General features: G+C 73.3%; 8 protein-coding genes. 2 read left to right on the top strand and 6 right to left on the bottom strand.

Features of this window, described 5'->3' with window-relative positions; all coding sequences use genetic code 11:
* Positions 1-210 precede the first annotated feature (210 nt).
* A complete protein-coding gene (locus tag KBZ04_RS00935; RefSeq protein ID WP_254990037.1) occupies positions 211-852 on the bottom strand; it encodes a riboflavin synthase in 642 nt (213 codons plus the stop codon).
* A gap of 69 nt (positions 853-921) precedes the next feature.
* Between KBZ04_RS00935 and KBZ04_RS00930 the strand changes: the two genes are divergently transcribed.
* Positions 922-1,473: a bifunctional nuclease family protein gene (locus KBZ04_RS00930; RefSeq protein ID WP_254990036.1), complete on the top strand. Its 552-nt coding sequence runs from the start codon at positions 922-924 to the stop codon at positions 1,471-1,473.
* Positions 1,474-1,549: 76 nt separating this feature from the next.
* Positions 1,550-2,635, top strand: a complete 1,086-nt coding sequence (locus KBZ04_RS00925) for an aldo/keto reductase (protein WP_254990041.1) — start codon at positions 1,550-1,552, stop codon at positions 2,633-2,635.
* On the opposite strand, the gene KBZ04_RS00920 is transcribed toward KBZ04_RS00925, so the two are convergent.
* From KBZ04_RS00920 to topA, 5 genes are read right to left on the bottom strand one after another with little or no spacing between them, the layout of a single operon-like run.
* Complete coding sequence (locus tag KBZ04_RS00920; RefSeq protein ID WP_254990035.1) at positions 2,632-3,654, bottom strand: twin-arginine translocation pathway signal; 1,023 nt, start codon at positions 3,652-3,654, stop codon at positions 2,632-2,634. The two genes, KBZ04_RS00925 and KBZ04_RS00920, sit on opposite strands and share 4 nt — an antisense overlap.
* A complete protein-coding gene (locus KBZ04_RS00915) occupies positions 3,655-4,815 on the bottom strand; it encodes a NaMN--DMB phosphoribosyltransferase (protein WP_254990034.1) in 1,161 nt (386 codons plus the stop codon).
* A complete protein-coding gene (locus KBZ04_RS00910; RefSeq protein WP_254990033.1) occupies positions 4,812-5,468 on the bottom strand; it encodes a DUF2232 domain-containing protein in 657 nt (218 codons plus the stop codon). Before KBZ04_RS00910 ends, KBZ04_RS00915 begins: the two co-directional genes overlap by 4 nt.
* Before the next feature lie 4 nt (positions 5,469-5,472).
* Positions 5,473-5,982 (bottom strand): hypothetical protein, encoded by a 510-nt coding sequence (locus tag KBZ04_RS00905; RefSeq protein WP_254990032.1) that lies wholly within the window; start codon positions 5,980-5,982, stop codon positions 5,473-5,475.
* Positions 5,982-8,723, bottom strand: a complete 2,742-nt coding sequence (topA, locus tag KBZ04_RS00900; protein ID WP_254990031.1) for a type I DNA topoisomerase — start codon at positions 8,721-8,723, stop codon at positions 5,982-5,984. Before topA ends, KBZ04_RS00905 begins: the two co-directional genes overlap by 1 nt.
* Between the last annotated feature and the right edge of the window lie 101 nt (positions 8,724-8,824).

Below are 8,824 nucleotides of genomic sequence, written 5' to 3'. Positions count from 1 at the left end.
GAGGCCAGAACGGGAAAAACGAGGGCCAGCACCCCCAGCACCAGGAGCATCCCCCCCTCCGCCAGGGTGAACGCGCGCAGGGCTGCCCCCATGGCCTGGCGGGAGGACGGGGCTTCGGGGGTGAGCATCGGTGCCGTTGGCGCTGGCGTCAGCGTGACAAGGGAGCCCGCCACTGACCACGAGCGTTGATGACTCGCAGCATCCACCGGGCTACCCCCAGCCGTGTTCGGCCAGCCAGGCGGAGGAAAGCGTGGCCTCCGGGGGCGCCATCCCGGTCGGCCGCAGCAGCCGCTCGGTGTACTTGGCCAGCAGATCGGCCTCCAGGTTGACCATCTCCCCCACCCGACGTGCCGCCAGGGTGGTGCCGTTCCAGGTGGTGGGAATCACGGCGATCCAGAAGCGGCTGCCGTCGGCCACGCAGCCAGCCACCGTCAGGCTGATGCCATCCAGGGCCACGCTCGCCTTCTCGCACACGTACCGGCCGTAGGCGGGATCCTGCCAGGCCACCTCCAGCCGCCAGGCGTCCGGCTGCCGCTGGATGGCGGTGATCTCCCCGAGGCCGTCGACGTGTCCACTGACCAGGTGGCCGCCAAGGCGGTCGACCAGGCGCAGGGCCGGCTCCAGGTTCACCCGGCCGCCACCGGCGGCCCGCTCGGAGAGGGTGCTGCGGCCCAGGGTTTCCTCGCTGACATCGGCCCGGAAACCATCGTCGTACAGCTCGGCCACCGTGAGGCAGACCCCATCGACGGCAACGCTGTCCCCCAGGGCCAGGGGGCCGAGATCGGTGCGCACCCGCACACCGGCCGGACTCCGCTCCAGCCTGCCGATGGCCTGCACCAGTCCGGTGAACATCCCCTGAGGCGGCAGCACTGGCCATAATCGTTCCACGGGGACCATCACGTGCGAGGAGCGGGCCCGACCATGGTTGAAATGTGTGTCACCGGGATTGCCCTGGATGCGGCCAGCCGAAGCCCGATCGTCCTGCTGCGGGACCCTGCCGGCCGCAGGCAGGTGCCGATCTGGATCGATCAGGCCCAGGCGCAGAACATCCTTTCGGGCCTGAACAGGGAACGGCCTCCCCGTCCCCTGAGCCACGACCTGATGGCCAATCTGCTCGAGGCGGGCGGCCTGCAACTGGAGCGGGTGATCATCCACACGATCGAGGACAACACCTTCCGGGCCGTGCTCAAGCTGCAGGACGGCACCGACCAGCCCGTCGAGCTGGACGCCCGGCCCAGCGACGCCATTGCCCTGGCCCTGCGCACCGACAGCGGCATCTGGATGCTGGAGGAGGTGGTGGCCGATGCCTCGATCCCGGTGGATGCGGAGGCCGATGCCGAAGACCAGGAGGATTTCCGCCGCTTCCTCGACCGCACCAGCCCGGCCGACCTGATCCGCCACATCGGCCGAACGGTCGTCGAGCCCGATCTCGGCCCGGAGGAAGCCCCCGAGGGTGGCGGCCCTGGCGCCTGACCCCCAGGCGCCGCCGCCGGCGGCACGGCGACCGTTCGGACGCGGCAGGCCGGTGTCAGCGTTCACCCTCGGCACGATGCGCGCCCTGGACTCCCCGGAGGCCATGGACGCCGTTCTGGTGGCGGCCCTGGCGGCCGGAATCAACCACATCGAAACCGCCCCCGCCTATGGCCCGGCCGAGGCCTTCCTGGGGCGGGGCCTCCAGCGGATGAAGGAGCGCGATCCTGCCGGCCACGCCGCCCTGGTGCTCACCAGCAAGCTGTTGCCCGGCCCGGACCAGGAGGAAGGCCGCAGCCAGCTGCGGGCCTGCCTGAAACGGCTGGGGATCAAACGGCTCGACAACCTGGCGGTGCATGGCCTCAACCGGCCGGACCATCTGGCCTGGGCCCTGGCGGGGCCAGGAGCGGAGCTGCTGGCCTGGGCCACGGGAGAGGGGCTGGTGGGCCAGGTGGGCTTCAGCAGCCACGGCGACACGGCCCTGATCGACGCGGCCCTGGGCAGTGGCCGCTTCAGCTTCTGCAGCCTGCACCTGCATCTGTTCGACCAGGAACGGCTGCCCCTGGCCCGCCAGGCCCTGGCGGCAGGGATCGGCGTGATGGCCATCTCCCCGGCCGACAAGGGCGGCCGTCTGTATGCCCCCTCGCCCGAGCTCGTGGACGACTGCGCCCCCTTCGCCCCCCTGGAACTCGCCTACCGCTTCCTGCTGGCCGAGGGGATCAGCACCCTCACCCTGGGGGCCGCCCAGCCCCAGGACCTGGCCTGGGCCGTTCGCCTGGGCGCCGTCGACGCTGTCCCCAGCGACGACGAACACCAGGCGCTCGCGGCGGCGCTGGCCCGCCTGGAGGCGGCCGGCAGGGGGCGGCTCGGGGCCGACCGCTGCGGCCAGTGCCGCCAGTGCCTGCCCTGCCCCAACGCCGTTCCGATCCCCGCCCTGCTGCGGCTGCGCAACCTGGCGGTGGGCCATGGCATGGAGCCGTTTGCGAGCGAGCGCTACAACCTCATCGGCCGGGCCGGCCACTGGTGGGAGCAGGTGGATGCCTCCGCCTGCGGCCGCTGCGGCGCCTGCCTGCCCCGCTGCCCGCTGCAGTTGCCCATTCCCGATCTCCTGGCGGACACCCACCGGCGGTTGGCGGCCGCGCCACGCCGCCGTCTGTGGGGCTAGGCGGCGGCAACGGGGGCGGCGCCATCCCACAGCTGCTGCAGCCGGCGGCGATCGGCGGCGGCGAGGGGCGGCAAGCTGACACAGCGCTCCAGCACCGTCTGGGGGGGCAGCAGCAGGGCGGCGATCGCCGGCGGGAAGTCCGCCAGGGCCCGCTGCAACTGGTCTCTGGGCAGGGGCGGCACCCAGCCCCCCGCCAGAAGGGCCGGCAGCAGGGGGGGCTCCAGGGCCTCCCCCAGCCAGTCCAGGGGCGGCTCCGGATGGGGACCGGCCGGCCGCAGCAACAGGTTCCAGCTCAGGGGAGAGCCGCCCTCGGGCAGCAGAACCTGCAGCCGGGGATCGCGGCGCAGCAGGCCCACCACCCGCTGGCGGGGCAGCACGACGGCCTCGGCCTCACCGGTGAGCAGCAGGCTCAGGCCGTCACGCTCGTCGTAGGCCAGGGCTGAGCGCCGCAGTCGCCGCAGCCGTTCCGGGTCCTCCCCCACCAAGGCGATCGTCACCCGGGGGGAGGAGGGCAGCACCAGCCGGCCGGCCAGGCTGGGGTCGAGCAGCAGATCCCAGCCCTCGGCCCGGCGCCGGGCCAGGTCCGGCCGACTGCGCAGCACCAGCACCCAGGGGCCGTAGGACCAGGGGAAGGCCAGGGGACCGGCGCCGGGCGGGCCATGGAGGCGGGCCAGCGGCGCCGCCATCGGCGCGAGACGCTCGATCAGGGCTGGCGTGCCGATGGGCTGCAGGTCGGCGGGCGTCAGCTCGCCGGCCCAGCCATCACTGAGCTGCAGCAGACCCGTCAGGGGAGCGGCCGCCCGGGCCAGCACCTGGGCGGGATCCTCCAGGAGCTGGCTGCGCCAGGGCTTGGGCAGGCGGCGAACCCAGGCGGCGGGCAGATCGCCCCGACTGCCCAGCAGCAGCGGCTCCTGGCGGTCGCAACCGGCCAGCAGGGTGAGGGCGGAGGCGGCACCGAGGCGCAGCAGGGTGCGGCGGCTGAGGCCCGGGGAAGGCGGTGGCGGGAAGGGGGCACCCATTCAGCGGACCGTAGGCGGCGGCGGCCCCAGCAGCGTGGCGCAGGCCTGGTCGCAGAGGCGGGCCAGGGCCGGGCCTGGGCGGCCGCTGAGCTGCCACAGCAGGGCCAGCCCCCCCGCCCCCACCCCCTCCTTGACGTAGCCCCGCTCGTAGGCCGCCAGGGCCGGATGGCAGGGATCGGGGAAGCGCAGGTCGGCCGCGAAGGCCAGGGGCTCCACGCCCCAGCGCTCACCGATGCGGCGCAGCAGCAGGGCCAGGTCGCTGCCCGCCTCGTCGGCCACCCAGGCGGTGGTGCCCAGGGCGCTGCCGGCGGCGACCGCCGGGCGCAGGGAGGGGGGCGCCAGGGCCAGGGCCAGGGCCAGCTCCGCCGCCATCTGGCTGCCGCCCGCCAGCAGCACGGGTCGGCCAGCGGCGGCGGCGGCCAACACGATGGCGGCAGCCAGGGGCTGCATCGGATCCCCGAGGGCAGCGGCCACCCGCACCGCAGCGGCCCCATCCCCTGCCGCGGTGCCGGAGAGGCCCGCCGCCCGCAGCCCCTGCTCCACCAGCGCCGTCTTGCGGCCATGGTCGGGGTGGCGCAGGCTGCCGCTCACCAGCCCGTGGGCCGCCACCCCCAGCCCCACCAGCACGGCCAGGGCGGTGCTGGTGCCCCCGGGCACGCATTCCGCCAGCAACAGGGGGCGCCCCGGTGGCAGGCGCTCCCCCCAGCGCCGGCCCAGGGCCAGCAGGGCCTCCAACCGGGCCAGATCGAGGGCCTGGCCGCCACTGAGGCAGCGGGCCGGGCCGTCCCCGGCCAGCCCCGGCAGCCGCAGGTGGGCCACCGCCGGGGCCACCGGGCAGCCCAGGTCGACCACCAGGGGGGCCAGGGCCAGCTCCCGCAGCACCACATGGCTGATCAGGGCGGGGGACACCCCGGCGGGCAGGGGCGGAAGGGCATGGGGCCGCTCACGGGCCGGGCCGAGCAGCAGCAGCTCGGCATCGGCCGCCGCCGTGCGGAGCCGGGAGCTGGGGGTGGCACCGGCGGCGGAAATGCCGGGAACGGCAGCGGTGTCGGTGGCCGCCAGCAGCACCAGCACCTCGCTGTGGCGCCAACCCTGCCGCCAGGGCCCGCACCAGCGGTCTGCGGCGGCCGCGGAACCGCAGATCCGCCGCAGCTGGCTCAAAGGGGGTCGAGGGCCACCAGACCGCGCAGGGCGGGCGGCGGTTCGCTGATCGGCAGGTCGAGCCTTGGAAAGATCCAGTAGGCCACGGCATGCAGGGCCAGCACCACGATCAGGTTCTGCAGCAGCACCAGCAGCAGGGCCGCGACCTGCACCTGCGCCAGGTCGAAGCCACCGGCCAGGCCCACCACCCCAGCCAGGCGGTCGAGCAGGTTGGCGGCGGCGGTGGTGATCACCACCCAGAGGTTCTCCCCGACCAGCACCGAGAGCACCGCCACCCGCACCAGGAAACCGCCGGCACCGATCAGGCTGCCCACCCCCAGGGTGAGCCACCAGCTGCTGCGGCGGCGCCAGCCCCAGCCCAGCCAGAGGGAGAGCAGGCCATAGGGGAACAGCACCAGGGGGCCCCGGATCGGCCCCATCAGGGCCACCAGCAGCAGGGCCGTCACCACCACCCCCTCCAGGGCGCAGCGCCAGCCGTGGCGCAGCTGCAGCAGGGCCAGGGGCAGGGGCAGGGCGAGGCGGAACAGGGGGCTGCCCACCGGCAGGTAGTAGAGCGCTACCCAAAGCAGGGCCGTGGAGGCAGCCAGGTAGGCGGTGTCCATCAGCTGGCGCGCCTGGCGAGGGCTGAGCTGCCGCCGGGAGGGAGGGGTCATCGGCTCAGCGCGGCGCTGGCGCCGGACGGGAGGCGGAGGCCGCGCTGCCGGTGGCGGGGGCGGCACTGCCGGGGGCCGGGGCGGGGGTCTCCGTGGCCGGGCTGCCGGCCGCCGGCATGCGCTCGATCGTCTCCACCTCGAACGGCACCCCGGCGGCCCGCAGCGCCTTGGTGACCACCTCGGCCGGGGCCGAGGGATCCGCCAGGGGCAGCCGGATGGTGACGCGGTAGGGGGCGGGCCGGACCGCCGGTGCCACGGGGGTCACCGGGGCGGCCGGGGCCGCAGGGCGGGCGATGGGTTCCGCAGGGCGGGCCGGGGCGGCCGGGGACGGCGCTGGGGTGGCAGGGGCGGCCGTCCCGGGCGCGCGGGCCGGGGGTGAGGCCGGGGCGGCCGGGGCACGGGAAAAGCTGCGCGACAGGGCGTCGCCGAAGGTCGTGCCACCGCAGGCCGCGAGCAGCAGGGGCAGCGTCAGCAGGGTTCCCGCCAGCGGAAGGGAGGGGCGGGGCGGTGTCATCAGCCGCCCGCGGGTTTGATCACCCGCACGGCGCTGGCCCGCAGGCGACCGGACTTGGTGGTGGCGGGTGGCTTCTTGGCAGCGGCTGGCTTGGGGGTCGACTTCTTGGCGGCCGTCGCCTTGGCGGTGGCCTTGGAAGCGGGCTTGGCGGCAGCCCTGGTGGCGCTGCGGGCCCTGGCGGCACTCTTGCTGGTGGCAGCCTTGGCGGCCAGCAACTCCACCGCCTGCTCCAGGGAGATGGTGTCAGCGGTGGTGCCCTCCGGCAGGGAGGCATTCACCTTGCCCTGCTTGACGTAAAGCCCGTAGGGACCGTCGAACAGCTGGATGGCCTCCTCGGAGCCCTCGGGCACGCCGAGATCCTTCAGGGCCGTGCGGCCGCCGCGGCCCTTCTTGGGCATGGCCAGCAGCTCCAGGGCCCGGTCGAGGCCCACCGCGAGCACGTCGTCCTCAGCTTTGAGGGAGCGGTAGTCCTTCTCCCCCTTGCCCTTGTCGTGGACCACGTAGGGGCCGAAACGCCCCAGGCCGGCCTGCACCTTGCCGCCGTCGGGGTGCTCACCCAGGAGGCGGGGCAGCCGCAGCAGCCCCAGGGCATCCTCCAAGCTGAGGTCCTCGGGCTTGACCCCCTTGGGCAGGGAGGCGCGCTTGGGTTTGGGCACGTCCTCGCTCACCTGGCCGCGCTGCACGTAGGGGCCGTACTGGCCGAACAGCAGATAGACCTGCTCGCCGCTCTCGGGGTCCTCCCCGAGCGACTCGGGACCTTCGGCCTTCTGACGCAGCAGCAGCTCGGCCTTCTCGGCATCGAGATCGGCCGGGGTGATCTCCTGGGGCAGGGTGGCCTTGAGCAGCTCCTCGCTGCCGTCCTCGGCCACCCGTTTGGTTTCGAGGTAGGCGCCGAATCGGCCGATGCGCACCACGCAGGGCAGACCCTCCAGCACCACCGTGCGGGAGATGCCGGGGTCGATGTCGCCCTCCCGTTGCTGCACCTGGGTCTCCAGGCCCTTCTCGCCCTTGTAGAAGCCCTCCAGGTAGGGCAGCCAGGACACCTTGCCCGTGGAGATCTCGTCGAGGGTGTGCTCCATCTTCGAGGTGAAGGCCGTGTCCACCAGGTCGGGGAAGTGCTCCTCCAGCAGGGCCGTCACCGCGAAGGCCGTGAAGCTGGGGGTGAGGGAGTTGTTCTGCAGGGTGGCGTAACCCCGGTCGACGATGGTGCCGATGATGCTGGCGTAGGTGGATGGCCGACCGATGCCCTCCTTCTCCAGGGTCTTGACCAGGGCCGCCTCGCTGTAGCGGGCGGGGGGCTGGGTCTGGTGGCCGAGGGCCTCCACCCCCCGGCAGAGGGGCGCGTCGCCGACGGCGAGCGAGGGCAGAAGCACCTCCTGGCCCTCCAGGGCCGCATCGGGGTCGTCGCTGCCCTCCACATAGGCGCGAAAGAAACCGGCAAAGTCGATGCGCTTGCCGCTGGCCCGGAAGGTGGCGCCCGCCGCCTCGATGTCGACCGCCAGCAGGGTGAGCCGGGCATCGGCCATCTGACTGGCCACGGTGCGCTTCCAGATCAGTTCGTAGAGGGCCAGGTCGCGGCCGTCGAGGCCGGAGTCCTTGGGCGTGCGGAAGCTCTCGCCGGCGGGCCGGATCGCCTCGTGGGCCTCCTGGGCATTGCGGGCCTTGGTGCTGAACTGGCGCGGCTCCGGACTGAGAAAGTCCTTGCCGTACATCGCGCCGACGCAGTTGCGCGCCGCCGTCAGGGCCTGGTCGGAGAGGTGCACCGAGTCGGTGCGCATGTAGGTGATGAAACCCCGCTCGTAGAGGGCCTGGGCCGTGCGCATGGTGTCGCGGGCCGAGAGGCGCAGCTTGCGGTTGGACTCCTGCTGCAGGGTGCTGGTGGTGAAGGGGGGCACGGGCCGCCGCACCGTGGGCTTCTCCTCCACCGCCGACACCCGCCAGGGGGAGCGTTCCACGGCGGCCTTGAGGGCACCGGCCTCGGTCTCGCTGAGCAGCTTCACCTTGCTGCCGGGCTTGAGGCCACCGGTGGTCTCGTCGAAATCGGAGCCGCCGGCGATGCGCTCGGCCCCCAGGTGGGTGAGCTTGGCTTCAAAGGGAACAGCGGCCTGCTCGAGACCGGCCTTGAGATCCCAGTAGCTGCCGCTGCGGAAGGCGCGGCGGGCCCGCTCGCGCTGCACCAGCAGCCGCACCGCCACCGACTGGACCCGGCCGGCGGACAGGCCCCAGGCCACCTTCTTCCAGAGCAGGGGCGAGAGGGTGTAACCCACCAGGCGATCGAGGATGCGGCGGGTCTCCTGGGCATGGACCAGCTCCATGTCGAGGTCGCGGGTCTGGTTGAGGGCGCGGCCGATCGCCTCCTTGGTGATCTCGTGGAACACCATCCGCTTCACCGGCACCTTCGGCCCCAGCAACTGCAGCAGGTGCCAGCTGATGCTCTCCCCTTCCCGGTCCTCGTCCGTCGCCAGCAGCAGCTGGTCGGCATCCTTGAGGGCGTCCTTGAGCTCCTTCACCACCTTTTTCTTGTCCTTCGGCACCACGTAGAGGGGCTCGAAGGCGTTGGCGGTGTTGACGCCGAGGTTGGCCCACTTCTCCCCCTTGTGGGCGGCGGGAATTTCGCTGGCGTTGTTGGGCAGATCGCGCACATGGCCCATCGACGCCTCCACCCGGAAGGTCTTGGGCAGGAACGCCCGGATGGTGCGGGCCTTGGTGGGGCTCTCGACGATGACCAGGGTGTGGGCCACGGGAAGGCGCGATACCGCTTCCTTCTTTATCGCATCGGCGGACCCGGCGGGTATCGGGGCACCAGACCGCCCCCCCAGATGGCGGCTACAGTCCGGCACAT

Source organism: Cyanobium sp. N5-Cardenillas (assembly GCF_024345515.1).
GTDB lineage: Bacteria > Cyanobacteriota > Cyanobacteriia > PCC-6307 > Cyanobiaceae > Cyanobium.
The sequence above is the reverse complement of the archived record's forward strand: the minus strand, read 5'-3'. Positions and strand labels throughout refer to the sequence as shown.